A 21,698-nucleotide genomic window follows, 5' to 3' on the forward strand; every position below is an offset into this window, starting at 1 on the left:
GATTGTTCAATCAACGATGTGTCGTCTGACCCGACGCATTCGCGAGCAAGCCCGCTCCCACATGGGTTCTGTGTTGCCCTCTAATTTGCATTAGGTGATCCCATGTTACTCATCGCTTTCCTGGGCGGCATATTGACCGTCCTCAGCCCGTGCATCCTGCCGGTCGTGCCATTCCTGTTTGCCGGGGCCGACCGTACACGCTCCTCGATCCTGCTGACCCTCGGCGGCATGGTCCTGACCTTTGCCTTGGTCTCCAGCCTGGCCGTGGTCAGCAGCGAGTGGGTGATACAGGCCAGCAACACCGGCCGCCACGTGGCGCTGGCGGTGATGGTGCTGTTCGCCCTGTCGCTGATCTCCGCCCGGGTCGGTGACTGGCTGGCTCGTCCCTTCGTGCTGCTGGGCAATCGCATCGACCCGGACTCGCGCAAGATGTCCGGGCCGTTGGCTTCGATCATGATCGGTGTCGCCACCGGGCTGCTCTGGGCACCCTGCGCCGGGCCGATTCTCGGGGTGATTCTCACCAGCGCCATGCTGCAAGGTGCGAACGCCGGCACCAGTCTGTTGCTGGTGGCCTATGGCGCGGGCAGTGCGCTGTCCCTGGGCATCTTGATCTTTGCCGGGCGCGGCCTGGTCAATCGCTTGAAACCGTCGATTCCGGTCACCGGCTGGTTGCGCCGTGGCGCCGGGGTTGCGGTGCTCGCCGGTGCGGCAGTGATTGCAACGGGGGCCAATGACCTGTTGCTGGCCAACACCTCATCGGAAGGTGTCAACAGTGTGGAGAAAGGCGTGCTGGAAGCCGTGCCGAAAGTCGTCGATTACCTGGTCAGCAAGGTCAAGGCAGACAGCACCATGGGCGATGCCCAAGGCGCCATGCCCTCGCTGTCCGGCGCGGTGGAATGGCTCAACTCGCCGGCACTGAGCAACGAGGCCCTGAAAGGCAAGGTTGTGCTGGTGGACTTCTGGACCTTCGACTGCATCAACTGCAAGCACACCCTGCCGTACGTAAAGGAATGGGCGAAGAAATACGAAAAGGACGGGCTGGTGGTGATCGGCGTGCACACGCCTGAATACGGCTTTGAGCGCATCATCGACAACGTCAGGGCCAAGGTGAAGGAATACGGCATCACCTACCCGGTGGCGATCGACAACAACTACGCGATCTGGCGCAACTTCGACAACCAGTACTGGCCGGCGCACTACCTGATCGATGCCAAGGGGCAGGTGCGTTACACCCACTTCGGTGAAGGTAGTTACGACACTCAGGAAAAAATGATTCAGCAGTTGCTGGAGGAGGCCAAGGCCGGCACGCCAGCGGCGTAACTTGCTGGATCAATGGCTCACGGGTCTTGCCCCGTGGGCCATGGTTTTTTTCTCCTGTCCGCGCCGCCACGCCGCCGGTGGCGCACCGAACTCGCGACGGAAAGCCCGGCTGAAGGCGGTATCGGTCTGGTATCCCACTTCTTCGGCGATGCGCGTCAATGAGCTGTTGCTGCTGCGTAACAGGTTAGCGGCGAGCAACATGCGCCATTGCGTCAGGTACTGCATCGGCGACACCCCCATCAGTTGCTGGAAGCGTTCGGCCAACACCGATCTTGAGGTGTTGGCGGTGCGCGCCAGTTCTTCCAGTGTCCAGGCGTGGCAGGGTTTTTTGTGCAAGGCGTTGAGGGCTGCGCCGACGATGCGGTCGCGCACACCGGCCAGCCAGCCGGTGCGGCCTTCGCCTTGTTCGTTCATGTACAGGCGCAACACTTCGATGAACAGCACCTCTGCCAGTTTGGCCAATACCCCTTCGCCGCCAGGGCGGGGCGAGCGGGCTTCGGCGAGGGCATAGCGCACGGAGGATTCCAACCAGATACCGGCATCCGAACCGCGCACATTGACCCGCACCACCGCCGGCAAGCCCTTGAGCAATATGCCCGCCAGGCGCGTGTCGCACGCCAGGTAACCGCACACCAACCGGGTGACCGCGCCACCTCCGCCATAACTCAACTGCCGGGGCCGGCGCGCCAGCACGGCATCCAGTCGCGCACCCGTGGCCGGGGGCAATCCGGGACGTGAGCACATGCGATGGGCGTCGCCCTGGGGGAAGATCACCACGTCGCCCGCACTCAGATGCAGCGGCGGGTCATCGCCCAGTTCAACGTAGCACTCACCTTCGGTTATCAGGTGAAAGATCACTACCCGTTCCGCATCGGGCTCCAGAAACGGCGCGGCGGTGTCGGCGCTGGGCGACTGGTAGCACCAGGGCGCGGTGAACCGGGCGTTGATAAAGATCGCGCCGACCAGATGCACGACGCGCAGGGTCTGCGACAGAGCGTCCATTGGGGTTTCCCGTGGAAGGATTCCTGATTGTGAGCGCCTCGGCGCGCAACGTGGAATCTCCGGACGATCGGGCAGGGTTGGGCGACGATCGGACAGGACGCCAGCGCCCGTCAGGGCGATAGTTTGATCACAGGGTGAGTGCCGCCCTGCCATCAAGAACAATAAAGAGAGGTTGCCATGCCTAAGTTCGTCATTGAACGTGAGATCCAGGGCGCCGGAGCATTATCGGATAGGGATTTGAAAGCCGCTTCGCAAAAGTCCTGCCGGGCGTTGCGTGAGTTGCCTGAGGTGCAGTGGCTGCAGAGCTATGTCACCGGTGACAAGCTCTACTGCGTGTACATCTCGCCGAACGAAGAGCAGATCAGGGAGCACGCTCGGGTGAGCGGGTTTCCCGCCAATCGCATTTCCCAGGTCATGAACATCATCGATCCGACAACGGCGGAGTGAATGCCCGCCAGGCCCGACTCATGTTTCAACCCAGAGACCTTCTCCATGAGTACACCTATTGATCTGACTGCCTTGAAAAACCGCCAGATGGCCTCCTGGGCCAGCGGCGACTACGCCGTGATCGGCACCACCCTGCAGATCGTCGGCGAGCAACTGGCCGAAGCCTGTGACCTGTTGTGCGATGAGCGCGTGCTCGACGTTGCCGCCGGCAATGGCAACGCAACCCTCGCGGCTGCGCGCCGTGGCTGCCAGGTGACGTCCACCGACTATGTCGCCGCCTTGCTCGAACGCGGCGAAGAGCGGGCTCGGGCAGAACGGCTGAATGTCTCCTTCCAGGTCGCCGATGCCGAAGCCTTGCCCTTTGCCGACGCCAGCTTTGATGCCGTGCTGTCGACCTTCGGTGTGATGTTCACGCCGGACCAGCCCAAAGCCGCCGCGGAGCTGGCACGGGTTTGTCGCCCGGGCGGGCGGATAGGCTTGGCCAACTGGACGCCGGAAGGTTTCGTCGGCCAGATGTTCAAGACCCTTGGCCAGCACCTGCCACCCCCTCCGGGTGCCAATCCGCCCTCACGCTGGGGCACCGAAGCCTGGCTGCACGAGCATTTCGACGAACGTGAATTCCTGCTCCAGGTGACGCGTCGCACGTTCAATTTCCGCTATCGCTCGGCGGCGCATTTCATCGACACCTTCCGCCAGTGGTACGGGCCGGTGCACAAGGCCTTCGCCGCGCTGCCCGAGGATGGCGCCAAGGCCCTGGAGACCGACTTGACCGAGCTGATCAACCGGTTGAACCGGGCGGGCAACAAGTCGCTGGTGGTGCCGAGTGAATACCTGGAGGTGGTGATCACGCGGCGTTGAGTTGACACAAGTCCAGTGTGGGAGCGTGCTTGCTCGCGAAAGCGGTGTATCAGCCACAGCATCTTCGACTGAAAGACCGCTTTCGCGAGCAAGCCCGCTCCCACAGGGGTTGTGTGGTGGTCATGGCATCTAAATCACTACGGCCCCACGCGCCTGCAGCAACTCGCGCAACACCGACCGATGGCAATGCGCTTCATCCTCGCAATAACAGCCCACGGCCAGGGACGTCTGATGGGACAACGCGGCCAGCAGATCCAGCAACTGACTGGCAGCGGGCTGGCTCATCTCGGCCTTGAACTTGCGCCGGAACACCTCCCAGGCCTTGGCATCTTGCGCAGCCTTGGCCTCGGCCACCAACTGCGTACTGGGCGACAGCAGCGGCTGCCAGACATCATAAAAGTCCCGACGGGCGAATTCGGCTTTCGGTACGCCACGGGGAGGGCGGCGTACCGTGCCCAGGCGCAATCCTTCATCGGGTCGACGGGGTGAGCCGAGTTGAACGATATGGACCGCCATGGCTACTTGAGCCTCGATTCGTCGAACCACTCCAGCGCCGTGCGCCACAAGCAGATGCCCAGGAAGTACGCCGACATCAGCAGCCACAACCCCATCACCCACGGGTTGATCAGCGGATGGTTGAGCACCAGTGACAGGCTGCACAGCAACCAGATGGCCGTCACCGCAATGTTGATCGGCATGAACCGGCGCACGCGAAACGGGTGCAGGAATTTCATCCGGGTCACGGTCAGCAGGGCCAGGCCAATGACTGTAATGAAGGTGATCCACGGCGACGGGGCGATGATGTAAAGGCACAGGGCAACCATGTTCCAGGCGGCGGGGAAGCCCTGGAAGTAGTTGTCCTTGCTCTTCATGTTGACGTTGCAGAAGCAGAACAGCGACGACACCAGAATCAGCGACACGCTCAGCAGCAAGGTGTAGTCCGGCAACGGGATATAGCGATAGATGAACAGTGCCGGGATAAACACGTACGTCAGGTAGTCGATCACCAGGTCGAGGATCGAGCCATCGAAGCTCGGCAACACCGACTGCACGTTGACCTTGCGTGCCAGCGCACCGTCCAGACCGTCAACGATCAGGGCGACACCCAGCCACAGCAGGCAATGGGTCGGCTGGTTTTCCAGCAGGGACAGGGTGGCGAGGAAAGCGGTGACCACGCCAGTGGCGGTAAAACCATGGGCGCCCCATGCTTTGAGCCTGGCGATGTACAGGGTTGAAATCACAGGGGCGTTCTCCAGTGAATGAAGCAAGCCAGTTGTCACCCCGCGTACGGGGGTGGTGGCAAACCGGGTCGGGTTGCAGGTATCGACCGGGTATCCGGGAATAAGGTTCACCACTCATGAATCTTAGCTGCGCCGCAAGAAAATACCCCGGACGAATCCGGGATAGCGCGGGCGGGTCAGCCCAACGGTGCTGGCACATTCGCCTGCGGGGGCTATCGTTGCCTGACTGGATAAACGCCCTTCAAGAGGACAAACGTCATGAACACCAGCGATCTGCTCGAACAATTACTGCGTGCCGGCCAGGGCTCGATGGCGCGACAGGGTGGCGGTGGCGCATCGGCCCAGGGCGGGCTCGGCGACCTGGGTGGATTGCTCGGCGGTTTGTTGGGCGGGGGTGCCGGTACCAGTGCTGGTGGCGGTGGCGCAGGGTTGGGCGGTTTGCTCGGTGGTTTGCTTGGCGGCGGTTCGCCGATGGGCGGTGCACCGCAAAGTCGCTCCGCTGGCGGCACCAATTATGCGGCGCTGGCGTCCCTGGGCATGATGGCGTTCCAGGCGTACCAGGCCTGGCAGCGCAGTCAGGCCTCGGCGCCGCAGGAAGCGCCACGGACCGTGGACTTGCTGGCCGGCCCGGAGGCCGAGGAGCACAGCCATGCGATCCTGCGGGCATTGATTGCCGCGGCCAAGGCCGATGGCCGCATCGATGACACCGAGAAACAGATGATCAGCACTGAAATCGGCCGTCACACCGACGATCCGCAATTGCAGCAATGGCTGGACGACGAGGTCGCCAAGCCACTGGATGCCTATGACGTCGCGCAGTCGGCCACGGACCCGGGCATGGCCTCGGAGATGTACCTGGCCAGCGTCATGCTGGTGGACGACCAGCAGGACGCCGAGCGCAACTATCTGGATGAACTGGCCGCGGCGTTGCAGATCGACCCGCAGTTGCAAGTCCACCTGGAGCAGCAGGCCAAGGGCGGTGCGGCCTAAATCGCCTTGGGCAGCAGAAACGTCACCCCGAAGCTTTCGGCTATCTGCAAGATCCGCGGCAGGTCCTCGGGTACCTTGAGTTGATCCAGCGCCGTAAAGAACTGCCCACCGCGTGGATCGGACACCACACCGATCATTGTCGCAGTGGGGCTGACGTTCTTGTAGGCATGAATCGAACCGCAGGGGATATGCACGTAGCCACCGGCCAGGACGGTGGTGGCTTTGCCTTCGACGGTCACTTCCACCTGACCTTCAACGACGTAAAACGCTTCGTCCCAGGGATGAAAGTGTGGCGGTGGCCCGCCTCCTTGTATGCCTTTCTGGATGTGCATCTCGAACGGTTTGCTCAGATCCCCGCCGGCCAGGACGGTGATCGTTTCACCCACGACGTTGACCGGCCCCGGGGGATTTCCGGCTTCGATGATGTGAACCCTGCGCATGGCTGCTCTCCGGGGGATGAGACTGCACCGGCGAAGTATAGGCCCCGAAGCGCCAGCCGGGTGGCGCGCCCATGGCCCGTCTGTCCGGGCATTTTCAACGCCGATTGAATTACTGCGCCACTCGTGTGCTCTGCCTGGTTAGAAGACGTTTGCATTCAACGTCCTGGCGCGAAGCATACCCGAGGGGCATTACCGCGTGGGTGAGGTGATCGTCTGGGACCGGGGCATCTGGACTCCCCGGACGGTCTCGCCAAAGCCTGGGCCAAGGGTCGACTCAAGTTCGAGTTGCAGGGGGAGAAGCTCGGCGTGGACATGCCCAAAACCCGGCAAGCGATCACTGCCGAGATGAGCCGGCGGGTGGGGATGAAGAAGTGAACTGTGCCGATGGGAGCTGCTGAAGGCTGCGACCTTTGCATGGTTTCAATAACCTGAAGATCAAAGGATCGCAGCCCGCGGCAGCTCCTACGCGAGCAACCTGTTCTTACTTGAGGAATGCCTGGAAGTCGGTACCCAGTTTGTCGATCGCTGCCTTGAAGTCCTTGGCGGTAATCTTCTGGCTTTCGTTTTTCAGTTCGGTGCCGAACACCTTGCGCACCACTTTGGCTACGGTCTGGTTGCTCTTGGCGTCGACGAACTCGGCTTCGATGAACAGGGTGGTTTCCTGGTCACGGTGACCGGTGGCTGCCTGGGTTGCCCCGACTACGGCCGCGATGGGCACCACTTCATACCACTTCATGCCTTCGTTCTCGGCGTTCACCCCGGTAATCGCCGCGCGCATGATCAGGGGGCGCGAGCCCGCCGGTGCGGAAGAGGTGTTGGTCACTACGCGGTATTTCTGACCCAGCGTAGCCTTGGCCTTGCTGGTCATGTAGTTCTGAATGTCGGTCAGTGTCTGCTGGTTGACACGCTCATCGGGTTTGGGGGCCGGGTAGAGCTCCAGTTTGTTGAACACCACGGTGTCATAGGCATTCGGGTTCCACGCAGGGCTGACCCAACGCATCGCGGTGCCGCCGCTCGGCGTTTCGACTTCCTGCAGGTTGTTGTAGTTGGACAGGAAGCCTGAATATTGCTCCTTCTCAGTCACTTTCGAGGTGCAGCCGCCTAGCAACAGACTGGCCAGCGTAGCACCGACGAGCAGTTTTCGGGACAGATTCATAGTGGTGTTTACTCCTTGGTTTAAATCGTCATTCTTTCGTTTACAAGACATCAGAATCGCCAGGTCATGTTTCCGTTTATAGCCTGAATCCAGGCATTGTCGAATTGACCGGAGATTCGATTGCCCGATACGGACTTGGCCTGGTCCACCGGCATGTCGCCGAGCCAGACCATGGCCCAACTGACGTTGACATCGGTGTTCTCGTTCAGAGCATAGGTGGCTCCTGTCGCAATGCGCCAGGATTCACTCATCGGCACGACCACGCTGCGGTTGCTGTCCGAGACGGCGCTGCTGTCGTAGGCCACACCGACGTTCCACAACCACTGTTCGGTGGCCTGGTATTGCGCGCCAAGGGAGAGGTGCCAGGTGTCCTTGAAGCCGGCGTCGACTGTTGTCGATTGCGCTCCAAACGCCGTGGTGTCGACCTCTACGGCGATGTCGCCGAACTCGGACCAGTCCTGCCAGTTGGCCGAGGCGAGCAACGCCCATTGCCGGTCCAGTTGCTGGAAAAGGCTCAGGGTGACGGTTTGCGGCACCTTCATGTCCAGTTCGGTATCGGTGTTGTTGACGCGTTCGAGCAGGCGGCCGTCGCCCTTGACGTCCAGCCGGTCCTTGAAGTCCAGGTCGACCTGGCTGGTGTAGGTCAGGCCGATGCGCGTGCCGGGTTGTGGGGCGTAGATCACGCCCACGTTGGCGCCATAGCCCCAGGTGTTGTCCCGGTACTTGTATTGGCCGTCAGAGCGGTCAGTGAAGCCGAAAGGGGAGCGGTCGATGGCGGTGTCTGCCTTTAACATGCCGTACATGGCCTTGATGCCCAGGCCGACCGACCACTGCTCATTGAAGCGATAAGCCACGCTCGGTACCAGCGACAGGCCGAGCAGGCTGGAGTTCTGCGCAAAGTAGCGGCCGGACCAGTCGTTGTCGTAATTGACCGCCAGGCCGAAGTCGCCGTACTGGCCGAACCCGACGCTCCAGTGCTCGTCGAGTTCATGGCTGATGAAGAAGCTGCCACCGGGAATCGGATCGAGGGCGTTGCCACTGCCGCTGCCCGGGGTGTTGGTGCCGGAATCGCGGTCGAAGCTCAGGTCGCCGTACAGAACCTGCAAGCCGGCGGTGATTTGCGTGCCTGGCAGATAGCTCATGCCCGCGGGGTTGCTGGCGATGGTCGAGGGGCCTTGGGCACGGGCGGCGGCACCGGCGTTGGCCAGGCCGGCGTTATCGGTGCCGATTTCATAGAGCATGATGCCGCCGGCCCAGGCTTGCTGGCAGCACAGGGCAAGTAGCGCAGAGGCGGGCAGGGTAGCTGTTTTCGTCGGCATGGAAATCCCTCAGCAATTGTCCATTTCGAATACGGGTGGACTGAACCCGCCACCCGTGGATTCGGCTGTTACTTGGCCATCTCTGCCCGAGCCGCGGCGATCTTGGCTTTAACCGAGTCGAGGTTGAAACTCGCGCCTTTTTGCATTGGTGGGAACTCGATCGCTGTTTCTGCCAGTTTGGCCACCTGCTGCTGGACGAACACGAAGCGCCAGAACTGGAATTTGAACCAGTCGAAGTATTGTTGCGAACCCTGCGCGGCCTGATTTTCCGGCCAGCCCATGCGCTCGAACGGGTCGAGTCGAAGATTGGTCAGGATCGGCACATCCACAGCAACTTTAGCCCCCATCCAGCCACCCGGTTGGTCAATGAAGCGATATTTGTAGTCGTCTATGCGCACCGCACCCAAGGAGCTCTCTCCGAAGTAGAAAACTTCATGCCGGTTCGACGGACCTTTTCCGGTGATCATTGGCGTTTGATCATAGCCGTCCAGGTGAACTTTGTAGGTGGTGTCGCCCAATTGTTTGCCTTTGAGCAGTTCCGCCGTGATGTTCGGGTTACCTGCCGCCGCGACCAGGGTCGGGAACCAGTCCATGCCGGACATGATGCCGTTGGCAATCTGGTTGGCCGGCACCTTGCCTGGCCAGCGAATGATTGCCGGTACCCGGAAGCCACCCTCCATGACCGTGCCTTTGCCCATGGCGAACGGAGTCGTGCCGCCATCGGGCCAGGTGAAGTTTTCCGCACCATTGTCGGTGGTGAAAATCACGATGGTGTTGTCGTCCATGCCGTCTTTTTTCAGCTTCGCCAGGACGTCGCCCACAATGTCATCGAGCTGCGCCATACCGGCTTCCTGTTCCGACCAGCCATTCTGCGAGTTGCGCATGGCCTCGTACTTGTCGGACAGGTGCGTGACGATGTGCATGCGGGTCGGGTTGAGCCAGACGAAGAACGGTTTGTTGTCCTGCTTGGCCTTGTCGATGAACGAGAAGGCCTTGTCGCGAATCTCCTCGTCGACGGTTTTCATCCGCTCCGGATAGAGCGTTCCGGCGTCTTCGATTTTCTGCTTGCCGACCTTGCCCCAGCGCGGCATCACGGTCGTGTCATCAGTGGTGGAGGCCCAGCTGTGGACCATGTTGCGTGGGCCGACGCTGTCTAGCAGCTCCTTCGGATAATTGGGGTGTGCGGGATCTTCCATGGCGTCGAGGTGATAGAGGTAGCCGAAGAATTCATCGAAACCATGGACGGTGGGCAGGAACTGGTTCAGGTCGCCCAAGTGGTTCTTGCCGAACTGGCCGGTGGCATAACCCATGGCCTTGAGTGCGGTCGCGATGGTGACGGCTTCGGCGGGAATACCCACGGGCGAGCCGGCCTGGCCGACGGTGGTCATGCCTGTCCGAATCGGCAGTTCGCCGGTAATGAAGTTGGCGCGCCCGGCGGTGCAACTGGCCTCGGCGTAATAGTCAGTGAAACGCATGCCTTCGTTCGCTAGCTGATCAAGGTTGGGGGTTCTGCCGGCCATCATGCCTTGGTTGTAGACGCCGATATTCGACCAGCCCACATCGTCGCCCATGATAACCAGGATGTTGGGAGCTTTGTCGGCGGCCAGGGTCAGGCCGGGAAACGCCATCACAGACAGCAATAGGGGGACCGCAAACAGCGTGGATAAGGTTGTCCGATTCATTTTGAGCTCCTGCGCACTCGCGTGAGTACATCGAGACGAGCCCCCAACCGTCGTTGAATTTCGTAACCCCCGCGAAGAGCGTAGGTTTGAATTGCGAAATATCCAGTAATGGATAGTCAGAAAGCACTGATTCAGGAGCATTGCGCCGAAAGAGTGTTCGCTCAAAAACACCCGCTAAATTGAGGCGGCGAGCGCTACTCGCCGCCTCAATCGCCATTACCGGTCGGCAGTGGCAGCCAGCAATGGTGCAATTTGCTCATCGGTCAATGCGGCATGCACGTCCATGCTCATCAGGTCGTTCCACTCCAGCACCCATTTTTGAATCGGCACCAGATCACTCGCCTCGGCAATGCCGAAGCCGGCCGAGCTCCCTACGGCGTGCCAGCGTCCGTGCATGGTGACGCCTTCGGGCGGTGCGCCACCGGTCTTGAGGAAACGTGCGATTGCGGCATCACGGTTGTCCGGGCTGATTGTCCAACTGACGATGAATAACATCGGCTACCTCCTGTTACGGATTGGCACCGGTTTTTATGCGCGCACCTGGCTGGCGCCGGGGCCGTGGCCGCGCTTGGGTTTGCAGTTCCATCCTGGCTGGCTTGCGGCAAAATCTCCCATGGAAGGCATAGCAGCGCCTCGCGATTCATGTACGACCGCTGATCTTGTTCAGGTGCCTGTTCGAGGGGGTAACGGATGCGTGTTTCACCAGCGAAACATGGGCAGCGGGCGCAGCGGCGAGCGAATGAATTGACGGGCTGAAAGCTTCATCAGCATCGAGTGAAAGCCGTGATCGGGAAAGGTCGCCTGCACGGTTTTGATGAAGCTGCGGGGCAGGCCGAAACGCACCAGGCCCAGGGACACATCCACCAGATCGGCCTGGCGGAAGGGTTCGACGCTGGCAGCGTAGGCGCCGCGATACCGGCGCAGTTTGTGATGCTCAAGTATCAATGCGCTGACTTCATCCTTCAGTTCCGCTCGTTGCTGGTTGTCGAGGTACTCGGTGGCCAGGGCAATGGACGGCGGCAGGTAGTCGAGGGTGTCATCGGTCCAGATGCCCAGGTCATGAAACGCCGCCGCGATTTGTACGGCGGCCGGGGGCAGGCCATCGGCACCGCTGAGGGCTCCATGGAAATTCAGCACCCGGTAAATGTGGTTGCGGTAGCCCTGCAGGTCGGCCCCGATGGCCAGGGCGAACGAGGTGAGAATCTCGTCGGTGAGGGGGAGTTCGAGAAGAAGCTTCATCAGGCGTCACGCAACAGGTCGTTGGCATTGAGCAGTTCGTAGGCGATCTCCGGGCGCTTTTCCATGGCCCGGCGAATGGCGGCGGGGATGTTGGCGCGGGTCTTGCGGCACAGCCCCGGCAGTTCGCCAATCTGGATACCGATGCCGCGCATGGTGCGCACTTCGTTGAAACCGGGAGCGATGTCCACGCGGATGCCCAACTGTTCGAGCATGCGCCGTTGCAGGTGCTCCAGATCGCTCAGGCTCTGCAGGTTCTCCAGGCGTTCGATCAGGCGTTTTTCTTCGTTGCGGGTCAGAAACAGAATGCGCAGGTCCGCCCCTGGTGTTTCCAGCAATGGGTCACGCCCGCAGTCGCAGGCGCCGGGCGGGCAGGGTGAGCGGATCGCAGCGGTGGTGGTCATGGGGATCAATCATAGAGCGCTGTGATCGAGTTTGCCCATAGGGATTTGGTGTGAAGGCGATCTAAAAATGTGGGAGCGGGCTTGCTCGCGAAAGCGTCCTGTCAATCGACAATTGCGTCGACTGACACTACGCCTTCGCGAGCAAGCCCGCTCCCACAGGGGGGCGGTGAGTCAGCTTGTCTTACTTCAGTACCAGCATCCGGTAAACGCCATCTTCGACTTCGATCCCGTGGGTGTCATGGGTGAAGCCGGGGAAGGATTTGTCGAAGGCTTCCAGTGCCTTGAGATACGCCAGCAACGGACCGTCCGCAGGCCCTGCGTTCTCACCCGGCATGAGCAGCGGGATGCCTGGTGGATACGGCACGATACCGGTCGCGGCAAGGCGTCCGGCGGCCTCGTTGAGCGTCACCAGCTCGATGTCGTTACGCACCAGTTTTTCGTAGGCCTCCACCGGGCTGAACTCGGCTTTTGGCAGGGTGCCGAAGGCCTGGGACATGTTGGCGGTGGTCTTGTGTTTCTTCATGGCGGCGAAGATTTCGTCGGCCAGATCCTTCAGGCCCATGCCGGCATAGCGATGCTGGTTGGCGTTGTACAGGTCGGGCAGGCACAGCTCGAGCTCGGCGTTGTCGTCGTAGTCACGCTTGAAGTCGAGCAGGGCGTTGAGCAGCGTGCCCCACTTGCCTTTGGTGATGCCGATGGAGAACAGGAACAGGATGGTGAAATCGGTGGTTTTCTCGACCACGATACCCTGACGGCCCAGGTACGCCGTGACCACGCAAGCGGGGATACCGGAGGCGAGCAGGCTGCCGTCGTCGCCCATGCCCGGGCTGAGCACAGAGACCTTGATCGGGTCGAGCATGCAGTAGCCGTCTTCGATGTCGCCGAAACCGTGCCATACCGCGTTCGGGTGCAGGACCCAGCAGTTCGGATCGGTTTTCAGCGTAGCCGGGTCGACCTCATGGAACGGCACGGCCGCTGCGCCAACCTGTACGGTCGGCGGCTGCCAGCAGGTGAAGAACCAGTCGTTCTTGCCCACCATCTCGTTGTGCATGCGCGAGAGAACCTGGCGGAAGCTGATGGCTTCTTCAATCGACTCGTTGGTGAGGATCTGCCCGCTCGGTGCTTCCATCATCGCCGAGCTGACGTCGCAGGACGCCATGATCGCGTAATTTGGCGAGGTCGAGGCGTGCATCATGTACGACTCGTTGAAACGCGCATGTTCGATCGGGTTACGCCCGTCACGCACGTGGATCATCGAGGCCTGGGACAGGGCAGCCAGCAATTTGTGGGTCGACTGGGTGGCGAACACGGTCGGCTTGGACTTGTCGTGATCGGCCGGGTTGCCGTGCATGGCATGGCGTCCGCTGTACAGCGGGTTGAAGCGCGCATAACCGTACCAGGCTTCGTCGAAGTGCAGACGGTCCACGCTTTCGCCCAGCAGTTCTTCGACCCGGGTGACGTTGTAGGTCAGGCCGTCGTAGGTGGAGTTGGTGACAATGGCGTGCACTGGCGTCGGGTCGATGCCTTGCTTGACCAGCGGGTTGTTGGCGATGGCGGCTTTCACGCCTTCGGCGCTCAGGGTCTGCGGCAGGATCGGGCCGATGATGCCGTAGCGGTTGCGGGTCGGCACCAGGTAGGTCGGAATCGCCCCGGACAGGGTCATCGCGTGCTCGGCGGACTTGTGGCAATTGCGGTCGCACAGGGCGATCTGGTTGCGCGTGACGCTGGCCATGAGGATGACGCGGTTGGACATCGACGAGCCGTTGGTCACGTAATACGTGCGGTGGGCGCCGAAGACCTTGGCGGCATAGCGTTCACCCTGGCCGATAGGGCCACTGTGATCGAGCAGCGAACCGAGTTCGCCAACCGAGATCGACAGGTCGGAACGCAGCAGGTTCTCCCCGAAGAACTCGTAGAAGGCCCGGCCTGCGGTGCTCTTCAGGAAAGCCGTGCCGCCGGCATGGCCTGGGGTGTGCCACGAGTATTCATAGTTGCGGGCAAACTTCACCAGCGCGCCGAACATCGGCGGCAGGGCGGCCTGGCGATAGCGTTCGATGGCCGCCAGGATGCGCCCGCTGAGGAACCGGGAGGTGTCCTCGGGCAGCCAGATGAAGTCGTCGGCATGTTGCATGACCAGCAACGGAATGCTCGACGCGGTGGTGCGGTCGCTGATCAGGAACACCGGCACTCGCGTGTTGCGCTCGCGCAGCTTGACCAGCAATTTGGTGCAGTCGGCGTGGCCTTCGCTGGTGTCCATTTCCCACCGGATGAGCACGCATTGAATGGCAGGGTCCGAGCGCAGGATCGAGGCGGCATCGGTGAGGCTTTCCGAGGCCAGTACGCTGACACCACGTCCCTCTACGTCGTGGACCAGTTGATCCAGGGCGCGGCCAAACACCGTTCGCTTGTCCGGCGGACTGCTGACCAGTAGCGCCAGCATGCCCAGCGAGTGTTTATATTCCGTCATGATTGATCCTCCAGAGTTAATTCAGGTTGTTGACCGGCACTGGCTCGGCAGTGAGGTGCTGCGCGCTGACGGTTTGTGTCGGTACGCTGTTGTTGAGCGCTTCGAGGCGGATCAGGCGGTTGTTGACGAAGCCGAACAGGGTGTAACCAACGATCGTGGCCACGCCGCCCAGCATCAGCGCCTGTTCACCGGAGCTGTACAGCGCCAGGTAGCTGTAGGCCGCCGCGATCAGGGCGATGACGTTGGTGGCCAGTGCCTTGCCTTCCGGCACGTTGGAGACTTTCTGCATGGTCATCAGCGCGGCCATGGACAGGATGTACGGCACAAGGTTAGTGACCACCGCGAGGTTGACCAGGGTGTCGAACTGCTTGCTCAAGTCGGGGCTGATGGTGAGCAGGGCCAGCGCGGTCTGTGCCGCCAACAGCACCAACATGCCGACAATCGGAGTACCGGCCTTGTTGCCCTTGGCAAAGATCGACAGGAAGTAGCCGGTGTCCGCCGAGCTTTTGTACACCTGGGCGATGGTGAACTGCCAACCCAGCAACGAACCGATGCAGGCGAGCACCATGGCCGCCATCACGATGTCGCCGACCATTGGGGTGAACATCTTGGCGAACACCAGGCCGAACGGCGCAGTGGACGCGGCCAGTTCTTCGTTGCCGACGATACCGAAGATGACGTTGGTGGAGACGATGTAGATCACCGCTGCACCCAGGGTGCCGCCCAGCACGGCAATCGGTACGTTGCGCTCAGGGTTTTCCACCGCGTCGGTGTTGGCGCAAGCCGATTCCAGGCCGAGGAAGGCCCACAGGGTAATTGCCACCGAGGCGCCTGCCGCTTCGAACCAGCCTTTGTCGTGGGGGTTCCAGCCAGCGGCGTATACGCTGCTGTCGAACCAGAACCAGCCCACCGTTGAGACCAGCACCACCGGTGCAATCACACCCCAGACCGTCACCGCGCCGATACGGCCGGTAATGCTGGCGCCGCCAAAGTTGGCGAAGGTGGTGATCCACAACAGGGCAATAGTGGCCAGGCCTACTTGCAGTGAGTCGAGTTCTATCCCGAACAACACCTGGATATAACCGACCGCTGTAATACTGATCGCCACGTTGGCTATCAACAGCGAGAGGCCGTAGGTGTAGTTGGTGATGTAGTTACCTGCTTTACCGAAGGTGTATTCGGCATAACCGCCCATGCCGCCGGTCTTGCGGCTGAGCATCCCGCATCGCGCAAAGGCGTACGCCAGAGCGAGGGAGCCGGTGGCCGTTATCAGCCAGGAGAGGATCGAAATTGCACCGACTTCCGCGAGTTTCGTCGGTAGCAGCACAATGCCTGAGCCCAACATGTTGACCGCGGTCAACATTGTCAGTTGCCCTACACTCATTTTCTTTGCGACTGACATTCCGTTGCCTCACTTAGTTGGCGATTGAGAGTCTTAGCTATAGCAAAGGATTGAAAACTCGCAAGAAATAACGTCACACATCTCGTTTTCGCATTAATTTGCAAAAAAGGCACGATGCTGGCCCCCAAGTTTAAAAATCCTCAGCAAAATTAGTTCATTTTCAGCCAGTTAAATAGGTCAAGATGCGCAAGACATGGATCGCGTTAATTCCGTTAGTTATTGCGGGTGTAGCCCATTCGGCTCAAGCCAAAGAACTGGCCACCCATGATCAATACATGTGCAGTTGGGGGGCGGGAACCGCCGCAAGGGCACAGGAGCTCAAGCTTTCAGGCGTTTCTCTGTACGCCGCACGCCAAAAAATCCAGGTCTACAAGTTTACAAAATCCTGGATGCGCATGATGGCACTTGGCATTACAGAGCAAACTTATGACAGTCCGTCGCGATTCAAACCGACTGCTGTACGCCAGAGCTTTTATGAGGACTGCGTCAGGTACAAGTTGGCGCGTAAATAAAGTAGAAGGGGGCGCTGGTCGGATCGACCGCGGTGCGGGGCTGCGACGACTATATTGATTGACCATCCCAGCGACCCGATGGGGTGTAAAACCGGTTTCTTACAACTCAATCAGGAGGTCACCATGAGCCAGATCGATAAAGTGTTGTACACCGCCCAAACCCACACCACCGGCGGGCGTGACGGCGCGTCCCGCAGCTCCGACGGTATCCTCGATGTGAAGCTGTCGTCCCCGGGCGCGGGTGGCGGTGGAACCAATCCGGAGCAACTGTTCGCTGCCGGGTGGTCCGCCTGTTTCATCGGCGCCATGCAAGTTGCAGCCAGGGAAATGAAAGTGGCGTTGCCCAAGGATGTGGCCGTCGATGCCGAGGTTGATTTGGGCACCAATGAAGGCGGCTATCTGCTGCAGGCGCGGCTCAATGTCAGCCTGCCGGGGCTGGACCGTGAAACCGCACAAAAAATCGTCGACACCGGGCACCAGTACTGCCCGTACTCGAAAGCCACGCGCAACAATATCAACGTTGTGCTCAGGCTCGTTTGAGTTGACGTGAAAAGGACTCGTATTCACTGAAGATCAAACTGTGGGAGCGAGCTTGCTCGCGATGGCGGAGTGTCAGGCGACATCGATGTCGAATGTTCCTGCCTCATCGCGAGCAAACTCGCTCCCACAGGCTCTGTGTTTTAACTGACGGAGCAATCAATTCATCTTGCTGTGATCATGCATCATCTTGCTGTGATCCATGGTGTTAATCGCCTTGGCAACGGCTTCAACCTGAATCGACTCTTTCTCGCCCTTGGCGTCTTCCACGGTTAGGGTCAGTGGCACCTTGTCGCCTTCCTTGATCTGACCTGTGAGATTCATCAGCATGATGTGATAGCCGTTGGGATTGAAGCTCACCGGCTTGCCGGCTGGCAGCGCAACGGACGGCACCTGCTGCATTTTCATCACGTCGTCTTTCATGCTCATTTCATGAATCTGCACTAGCTTGGCAACCGGCGTTTGCACGCTCAGCAACTTGCTGTCGCTGCTGGCGGTGACGGTCATGAAGGCGCCGCTCGACGGCTGGCCGGCCACGGTGGCGCGGACCCAGGCGTCGTCGACCCGGGTTTGTGCCGATACCTGAAAGGCCAAGCCGACCAGGGACAAGCCCAGTGCCAGTTGCTTGCAACCTTGCACGAAGCGGTTTTTAGCTTGCGGGGCATTCATTTCAGCAAACCTCCATCACGGTGAGCAGGTCTTCTGCGCACTCTTTGGCCGTCAGGGACGCGGACAGCCCCAGGCGCAGATTGCCCCGGGAGTCGAAGACAAAACTGGTCGCGGTATGGGAGAGGGTATAGGTATCGCCGCTCGGGACCTTCTCAAAGAACACGCCGAATTCCTTGGCGGTGGCGGCGGTTTCTTCAAGCGTGCCGTACAGGGCTTCGAAACTCGGGTCGAACGCCTTGACGTACTGGTCCAGCAACTCTGGCGTGTCGCGTTCAGGGTCCAGGGTGATGAAGATAACCTGCAGCCTTTCGCCATCGCGTCCCATCAGCTTCTTGGCCTGCGCGGCGCGGGCCAGGGTGGTCGGGCACACGGCCGGGCATTGGGTGAAACCGAAGAACACCATCGGCATCAGGCCGCGATAGCTGCCCAGCATCCTGGTTTCGCCTTCAGGGTTCTTGAGCTTGAAGTTACGCCCCATGATCTTGTCGCTGAGGTCCTTGCCGTAGTTGAACGACAGCTTGCTGCTGTCGTCGCAACCGGCGAGCAGGCCCAGGCTCAACAGGCCCATGCCTTGCAGGACAGTCCGGCGGGTATACAAAGTACTCATGAAAAAAGCATCCTGTTGAACAGGCTGAAATGACAGCGTGATGACTGTACAGACGAAAAAATCGCGGGGATGTTAACAAACTGTGCCGGTGTCGGAGGGGCGGATACGACCATTGGACCGACGGGGAGGCGTGACATAGTGTCGCGCCGGCAAGCCGACACCTGTGGCGAGGGGGCTTGCCCCCGTTGGACTACGAAGTAGTCCCAATCCAGGCAATGCGGTTTGTCTGAGTAACCGCGATTGCAGGGTTCAGGGTCGCTGCGCGACCCAACGGGGGCAAGCCCCCTCGCCACAGGCAAGCCCCCTCGCCACAATGTTTCGGTCGGGTTCAGCGACGCAATTGCGCGCAATGATCCTGTTCCGGTTGTGCGGCGGTGTACCACACGTAATCCGCATTCTCGGCGGTCACGGTCTTGCCCGCTTCGGCCAGGATCAGCACCGCATTCCCTTCACCGGCACCGAGGTCCTTCAGGTGCAGTGGCACCCCCAGATCCTTGCGCACGTGGAAGGCACCGGCCAGCAGCAACGCCGGCGTCGGCGCGGCCATCAGGCGCTCGGCCATGCGCCGGTCACGCTGTTGTTGCACGGCGAGCATTGCCGGCATCTGCGCTTCGGGCAGCAGGCCGCAATGGGATTGGCGGATGTCATCCAGCAAGGTCGCCCGCACCTGTTGGGTGGTGGACGCTTGCCCCGTAAGTACCGGGCGCTGTTTGTAGATCTGCATGATCTGCGCGCGGTCCAGGTTCGCCGCCAGCAGCGGATACGGTTGCCGCAGCGCGTAGGTGACGAGTGCGCCATAAACACTCCAGTCCCAATTGGCCTGCCAGGCCAGCGCCGTGAACGCATCGGCCGGTGGCTGGCCCGCGCGGGTCACGGCTTGCGCGGCATCGACCCTGGCCTGTTGATCGGGGTTGAGCATCTCCATCAGCAGGCTGCCCTGGGGGCGTTGTGTCGCCAGTTCGCGCAGCAGCCACAATTGCAGGGCGTGGTGGTCCGGGTTGTCGTGCTGTTCACCGACCAATACCCGAGGCACAACGGCCAGGCGTTGGACAAGTTCTTGCGGCGTCAGCGTACGGCCCGTGGCGAGTTCACGGATGACTCCGAGGTCGGCGTGATCACGGCCGTGCGGGGCGATCGGCGCCGGCAGTGGTGTGACCTGATGGATTTGGCAGGCAGCCAACAGGCTGAATGCACAGAGCAACAGAAAGCGCATCGGTTTTCCTTATTGGACAGGTGCCCCCTCGATGACAGAAGAGGGAGCGGCATCAGCGCGCGATGATCAGCGGGTGGCCGCGTTCCGGGTGCTGGTGAATCAGCACTTGTAGTCCATACACCGCCGCCATCGCTTCGGTGGTCAGCACGTCTGCCGGTGGACCGTAGGCGTGGGGCAGGCCCTGATGCAACAACAGTAGTTGATCGCAGTAACGGGCGGCCAGATTGAGGTCGTGCAGAATCACCAGCACGGCGACCCCGCGCTCGGCGAAGTCACGCACGGCTTGCAAAATGGTGTGCTGATGCAGCGGATCGAGCATCGACGTCGGTTCATCGAGCAGCAGGGTTTGCCCTTCGGCACCCGGCCAGAGCTGAGCGAGCACCCGCGCCAGATGCACGCGCTGGCGTTCACCGCCGGACAGGGCCAGGTAGCTGCGTCCGGCAAGATGAAGCGCATCGGCGGCTTTGAGCGCCTCGTCGACGATTTCGGCATCGCGCACGCGGCCGCTGGCGTGAGGCAAGCGACCCATGCCGACGATTTCATTGACCGAAAACGCAAAGCTCAGGCTCGAACTCTGCGGCAGCACGGCCAGGCGCTTGGCCCGTTCCTGTCCCGGCCAGTCGGCGAGTGGACGCTCGTCGAGGCTGACCCTGCCTTCACTGGTCGCCAGCTCACCACACAAAGCGGCGAGCAGGGTGCTTTTGCCGGCGCCGTTCGGCCCCAGCACACCCAGCACTTCACCGGGGCGCAACTCGATATCGATGTTGGTCAGCACCGTGCGCTTGCCACGGCGTACCAGCAGGTTGTTTGCCCGCAGCATCAGGAGCGTCCTCGCACCAGCAGATAAAGAAAGAACGGAGCGCCGATCAGTGCAGTCACGATACCGATTGGCAATTCGGCTGGCGCCAACAACAAACGCGCCGCCAGATCGGCCAGCAACAGCAGGCTGGCACCGGCCAGCAACGACGCGGGCAGCAACACCCGGTGATCCGGGCCGACCAGCAGGCGCATCAGATGCGGCACCACCAGGCCGATGAAACCGATCAGTCCGGCCGCCGCGACTGCCGCGCCGACGCCGAGCGCCGTGCACAACACCAGCTCAAGCTTGATCCGCTCGATGTCAAAACCCAGGTGACGGGCCTCCGATTCACCCAGCAGCAATGCATTGAGCGCCGCCGCCCTGCGGGGCAACCACAACGCCACGCCCAGGGTGACGATCAGCAACGGCCACAAACGCGGGTAACTGGCACCGTTGAGGCTGCCCAGGTTCCAGAACGTCAGGGTGCGCAAGGTGGCATCGTCGGCCAGGTAGGTGAACAGCCCGACCCCGGCACCGGTCATGGCCGTCATCGCCACGCCCGCCAAGAGCATGGTGGCAACGTCGGTTTGCCCGTTGCGGCGACCGAAGCGATACACCACCGCCGTGACGATCAAGCCCCCGACGAAGGCGCTCACCGACAGCAAGTAGGGTTCGATCACAGGCGGCAAGCCCCCGAGCAGGCTGCCGCCGACGATGGCAAGGGCGGCACCGAGCGCAGCACCGCCGGACACACCGACCAGACCCGGATCGGCCAAGGGATTGCGGAACAACCCCTGCATCGCCACGCCGGACAACGCCAGTACCGACCCCACGGCGATGCCGAGCAAGCTGCGCGGCAGGCGAATCTGCCCGAGGATCAACTCCGCCTGCTGCGTGTCACCACCGTCAAGTGGCAACCCGAGCAGACGCATCCCGCCCAGCAAGGTATCGCCCAGGGGCAGGCTGACCGGTCCGAGGGCCAGGGACAGCCAGAACACCAGCACCAGCAACAGCAGCAAAAAGATCAACGTCGGACGCGGCCGAAAAATGGCCGTCATGGGCTGATCCCGGCGGTCTGTGCATTGGCGTCCGGGCAGGGCGTCGTGGCACAGGCCGGCAGTGTTTTGATACGCATCGGGACTATTCCTTAGCCGATCAGAGGGGGGCGGGTATCGAAACTTTCGTAGCGGGTGATGATGCCATTGACGCGCGGCTTACGCACACGCCACGGTTCGGTCATGCCAGAGGTTTTCAGGCGCAGGTTGGACATCGGGGCGAGCGCCTTGAACCAGATGTCCATCCAGCACCAGATGCGCAGTGCTTCGGATCATGAGAAGAACTTGTGATCATCACGATTAAAATGAGTTTGTCTCACTCGCTGACACTGTCGACAATGG

Annotated in this window: 24 protein-coding genes and 1 pseudogene; 7 read left to right on the forward strand and 18 right to left on the reverse strand. The window is 61.2% G+C overall.

All coding sequences use genetic code 11. The annotated features are described in order from the left end of the window. The first annotated feature begins 102 nt into the window (after positions 1-102). Positions 103-1,320 (forward strand): cytochrome c biogenesis protein DipZ, encoded by a 1,218-nt coding sequence (locus tag KGA98_RS18565; protein ID WP_159389681.1) that lies wholly within the window; start codon positions 103-105, stop codon positions 1,318-1,320. 9 nt (positions 1,321-1,329) lie between these two features. On the opposite strand, the gene KGA98_RS18570 is transcribed toward KGA98_RS18565, so the two are convergent. Continuing rightward, positions 1,330-2,322, reverse strand: a complete 993-nt coding sequence (locus KGA98_RS18570) for an AraC family transcriptional regulator (protein WP_223503080.1) — start codon at positions 2,320-2,322, stop codon at positions 1,330-1,332. A 177-nt stretch (positions 2,323-2,499) separates the two neighbouring features. On the opposite strand from KGA98_RS18570, the gene KGA98_RS18575 reads away from it, so the two are divergent. Continuing rightward, a complete protein-coding gene (locus KGA98_RS18575; RefSeq protein ID WP_057715442.1) occupies positions 2,500-2,769 on the forward strand; it encodes a DUF4242 domain-containing protein in 270 nt (89 codons plus the stop codon). Between the two features lie 45 nt (positions 2,770-2,814). After that, positions 2,815-3,627, forward strand: coding sequence for a class I SAM-dependent methyltransferase (locus KGA98_RS18580; RefSeq protein WP_223503082.1), 813 nt, complete (start codon positions 2,815-2,817; stop codon positions 3,625-3,627). A gap of 129 nt (positions 3,628-3,756) precedes the next feature. Here the strand turns inward: KGA98_RS18580 and KGA98_RS18585 are convergent, their stop codons facing one another. Together KGA98_RS18585 and pcsA are read right to left on the reverse strand one after the other, a co-directional pair. Continuing rightward, positions 3,757-4,143, reverse strand: coding sequence for a DUF488 domain-containing protein (locus tag KGA98_RS18585; RefSeq protein WP_223503084.1), 387 nt, complete (start codon positions 4,141-4,143; stop codon positions 3,757-3,759). Positions 4,144-4,145: 2 nt separating this feature from the next. Further along, positions 4,146-4,868: a phosphatidylcholine synthase gene (gene pcsA, locus KGA98_RS18590; protein WP_223503086.1), complete on the reverse strand. Its 723-nt coding sequence runs from the start codon at positions 4,866-4,868 to the stop codon at positions 4,146-4,148. Between the two features lie 258 nt (positions 4,869-5,126). Here pcsA and KGA98_RS18595 point away from each other — a divergent pair, with 258 nt between their 5' ends. Then, positions 5,127-5,858: a tellurite resistance TerB family protein gene (locus KGA98_RS18595; RefSeq protein WP_223503087.1), complete on the forward strand. Its 732-nt coding sequence runs from the start codon at positions 5,127-5,129 to the stop codon at positions 5,856-5,858. Here KGA98_RS18595 and KGA98_RS18600 read toward each other — a convergent pair. Further along, the gene (locus tag KGA98_RS18600) at positions 5,855-6,298 is read right to left on the reverse strand and encodes a cupin domain-containing protein (RefSeq protein ID WP_223503089.1); all 444 of its coding nucleotides are present in this window, start codon (positions 6,296-6,298) and stop codon (positions 5,855-5,857) included. The two genes, KGA98_RS18595 and KGA98_RS18600, sit on opposite strands and share 4 nt — an antisense overlap. A gap of 163 nt (positions 6,299-6,461) precedes the next feature. On the opposite strand from KGA98_RS18600, the pseudogene KGA98_RS28555 reads away from it, so the two are divergent. Next, positions 6,462-6,604, forward strand: a pseudogene (locus KGA98_RS28555) (DNA polymerase ligase N-terminal domain-containing protein); the annotation flags it as partial. A 175-nt stretch (positions 6,605-6,779) separates the two neighbouring features. On the opposite strand, the gene KGA98_RS18605 reads toward KGA98_RS28555, so the two are convergent. The 8 genes from KGA98_RS18605 to potE form a co-directional block, all read right to left on the reverse strand. Next, positions 6,780-7,454, reverse strand: a complete 675-nt coding sequence (locus tag KGA98_RS18605; RefSeq protein WP_057715435.1) for a DUF3313 domain-containing protein — start codon at positions 7,452-7,454, stop codon at positions 6,780-6,782. Positions 7,455-7,504: 50 nt separating this feature from the next. After that, positions 7,505-8,773, reverse strand: coding sequence for an OmpP1/FadL family transporter (locus KGA98_RS18610; protein WP_223503091.1), 1,269 nt, complete (start codon positions 8,771-8,773; stop codon positions 7,505-7,507). 68 nt (positions 8,774-8,841) lie between these two features. Beyond that, positions 8,842-10,455 (reverse strand): arylsulfatase, encoded by a 1,614-nt coding sequence (locus tag KGA98_RS18615; RefSeq protein WP_154908697.1) that lies wholly within the window; start codon positions 10,453-10,455, stop codon positions 8,842-8,844. A gap of 216 nt (positions 10,456-10,671) precedes the next feature. Further along, a complete protein-coding gene (locus KGA98_RS18620) occupies positions 10,672-10,950 on the reverse strand; it encodes a DUF3303 domain-containing protein (protein ID WP_057715432.1) in 279 nt (92 codons plus the stop codon). 204 nt (positions 10,951-11,154) lie between these two features. Then, positions 11,155-11,694, reverse strand: coding sequence for a hypothetical protein (locus KGA98_RS18625; RefSeq protein ID WP_057715431.1), 540 nt, complete (start codon positions 11,692-11,694; stop codon positions 11,155-11,157). Then, positions 11,694-12,095, reverse strand: coding sequence for a hypothetical protein (locus tag KGA98_RS18630; RefSeq protein WP_008050481.1), 402 nt, complete (start codon positions 12,093-12,095; stop codon positions 11,694-11,696). The genes KGA98_RS18625 and KGA98_RS18630 overlap by 1 nt, the downstream gene beginning before the upstream one ends. Positions 12,096-12,276: 181 nt before the next feature. Next, positions 12,277-14,562 (reverse strand): Orn/Lys/Arg decarboxylase N-terminal domain-containing protein, encoded by a 2,286-nt coding sequence (locus KGA98_RS18635; protein WP_057715430.1) that lies wholly within the window; start codon positions 14,560-14,562, stop codon positions 12,277-12,279. A gap of 16 nt (positions 14,563-14,578) precedes the next feature. Further along, positions 14,579-15,964, reverse strand: coding sequence for a putrescine-ornithine antiporter (gene potE, locus KGA98_RS18640; RefSeq protein WP_223503093.1), 1,386 nt, complete (start codon positions 15,962-15,964; stop codon positions 14,579-14,581). Between the two features lie 182 nt (positions 15,965-16,146). On the opposite strand from potE, the gene KGA98_RS18645 reads away from it, so the two are divergent. Continuing rightward, entirely contained in the window at positions 16,147-16,476 is a 330-nt protein-coding gene (locus KGA98_RS18645; RefSeq protein WP_223503096.1) for a hypothetical protein, read from the forward strand. 123 nt (positions 16,477-16,599) lie between these two features. After that, positions 16,600-17,016 carry an organic hydroperoxide resistance protein gene (locus KGA98_RS18650; RefSeq protein WP_223503098.1) on the forward strand — a complete coding sequence of 139 codons (417 nt, stop codon included), beginning with the start codon at positions 16,600-16,602 and terminating at the stop codon, positions 17,014-17,016. A gap of 156 nt (positions 17,017-17,172) precedes the next feature. On the opposite strand, the gene KGA98_RS18655 is transcribed toward KGA98_RS18650, so the two are convergent. The 6 genes from KGA98_RS18655 to KGA98_RS18680 form a co-directional block, all read right to left on the reverse strand. Beyond that, positions 17,173-17,682 (reverse strand): copper chaperone PCu(A)C, encoded by a 510-nt coding sequence (locus tag KGA98_RS18655; protein ID WP_223503100.1) that lies wholly within the window; start codon positions 17,680-17,682, stop codon positions 17,173-17,175. Between the two features lies 1 nt (position 17,683). Then, a complete protein-coding gene (locus KGA98_RS18660; RefSeq protein WP_057715426.1) occupies positions 17,684-18,289 on the reverse strand; it encodes an SCO family protein in 606 nt (201 codons plus the stop codon). Between the two features lie 328 nt (positions 18,290-18,617). Further along, positions 18,618-19,502, reverse strand: coding sequence for a ChaN family lipoprotein (locus KGA98_RS18665; protein ID WP_223503102.1), 885 nt, complete (start codon positions 19,500-19,502; stop codon positions 18,618-18,620). 52 nt (positions 19,503-19,554) lie between these two features. Then, the gene (locus KGA98_RS18670; RefSeq protein WP_223503104.1) at positions 19,555-20,322 is read right to left on the reverse strand and encodes a heme ABC transporter ATP-binding protein; all 768 of its coding nucleotides are present in this window, start codon (positions 20,320-20,322) and stop codon (positions 19,555-19,557) included. Next, the gene (locus KGA98_RS18675; protein ID WP_223503166.1) at positions 20,322-21,305 is read right to left on the reverse strand and encodes a FecCD family ABC transporter permease; all 984 of its coding nucleotides are present in this window, start codon (positions 21,303-21,305) and stop codon (positions 20,322-20,324) included. The genes KGA98_RS18670 and KGA98_RS18675 overlap by 1 nt, the downstream gene beginning before the upstream one ends. 143 nt (positions 21,306-21,448) lie before the next feature. Then, complete coding sequence (locus KGA98_RS18680; protein WP_223503106.1) at positions 21,449-21,601, reverse strand: hypothetical protein; 153 nt, start codon at positions 21,599-21,601, stop codon at positions 21,449-21,451. Between the last annotated feature and the right edge of the window lie 97 nt (positions 21,602-21,698).

The organism is Pseudomonas sp. BF-R-24 (assembly GCF_019947335.1).
Lineage (GTDB): Bacteria > Pseudomonadota > Gammaproteobacteria > Pseudomonadales > Pseudomonadaceae > Aquipseudomonas > Aquipseudomonas jessenii.